The 1,365-nt window shown below is 53.3% G+C and carries 1 rRNA gene; it reads right to left on the bottom strand.

The annotated features are described in order from the left end of the window. Positions 1-1,365 (bottom strand): 23S ribosomal RNA (locus tag K7W03_RS27440); the annotation flags it as partial.

The following is a 1,365-nucleotide window of genomic DNA, read 5'->3' as shown; positions in this document are numbered from 1 at the left end:
GCTTCAAAGCCTCCCACCTATGCTACACAGTTCTTTCCTAATGCCACTCTGAAGCTGCAGTAAAGGTGCACGGGGTCTTTCCGTCTAACCGCGGGTACTCCGCATCTTCACGGAGAATTCAATTTCGCTGAGCATATCCTGGAGACAGTGGGGAAGTCGTTACGCCATTCGTGCAGGTCGGAACTTACCCGACAAGGAATTTCGCTACCTTAGGACCGTTATAGTTACGGCCGCCGTTTACCTGGGCTTCAATTCAGAGCTTGCACTCCTCCTCTTAACCTTCAGGCACCGGGCAGGCGTCAGGCCCTATACGTCGTCTTGAAGCCGACTTAGCAGAGCCCTGTGTTTTTGCTAAACAGTCGCTACCCCCTGGCCTGTGCCCCCCACAAGTGCTTGCGCATATGTGGGGCCTCCTTCTTCCGAAGGTACGGAGGCAATTTGCCGAGTTCCTTCAGGATACTTCTCTCAAACGCCTTGGTATACTCTACCATTCCACCTGTGTCGGTTTAGGGTACGGTCTATACGGTGGGGCTATTTCCTGGGACAACTTCCCTGCCCGGACCAATCCAATAAGGCCGAACAAGTTACGCCATCCGTCACACACCACCAGGCCCACGAATATTAACGTGGTTCCCATCGACTACCCCCTTCGGGCTCGTCTTAGGGGCCGGCTTACCCTGCTCAGATTAGCTTTAAGCAGGAACCCTTGGAATTTCGGCGACAGTGCATCTCACACTGTTAATCGCTACTCATGTCTGCATTCGCACTTCCGATACCTCCACGGTCGGTTACCCTCCCGCTTCAACGGCCTACGGAACGCTCCGCTACCGCTCAGCACAAAGTGCTGAACCCTAAGCTTCGGTGCACGTCTTGAGCCCCGTTACATCTTCGCCGCAGGATCTCTTGTTTAGACCAGTGAGCTGTTACGCTTTCTTTAAAGGATGGCTGCTTCTAAGCCAACCTCCTGGTTGTTTTGGAAATCCCACATGCTTTCCCACTTAGACGTGACTTGGGGACCTTAGCTGTAGGTTAGGGCTGTTTCCCTTTTGACGACGGACCTTAGCACCCGCCGTCTGTCTGCCGGACTAGACTCGTTGGTATTCGGAGTTTGGTTAGTATTGGTAGATCTCGCGACCCCCGCAACCATCCAGTGCTCTACCCCCAACGGCAATCATCCGACGCTCTACCTCAATAGATTTCGCGGAGAACCAGCTATTTCCCGGCTTGATTGGCCTTTCACCCCTAAACACAACTCATCCGATAATTTTTCAACATTAAACGGTTCGGCCCTCCAGTGCGTGTTACCGCACCTTCAGCCTGGTCATGCCTAGATCGCCGGGTTTCGGGTCTAATGCATCGAACTCA

The sequence above is a fragment of the Sphingobium sp. PNB genome (genome assembly GCF_019873065.1).
In the GTDB taxonomy this organism is placed as follows: Bacteria; Pseudomonadota; Alphaproteobacteria; order Sphingomonadales; family Sphingomonadaceae; genus Sphingobium; species Sphingobium fuliginis.
This window is presented reverse-complemented; position numbering and strand designations above follow the sequence as displayed.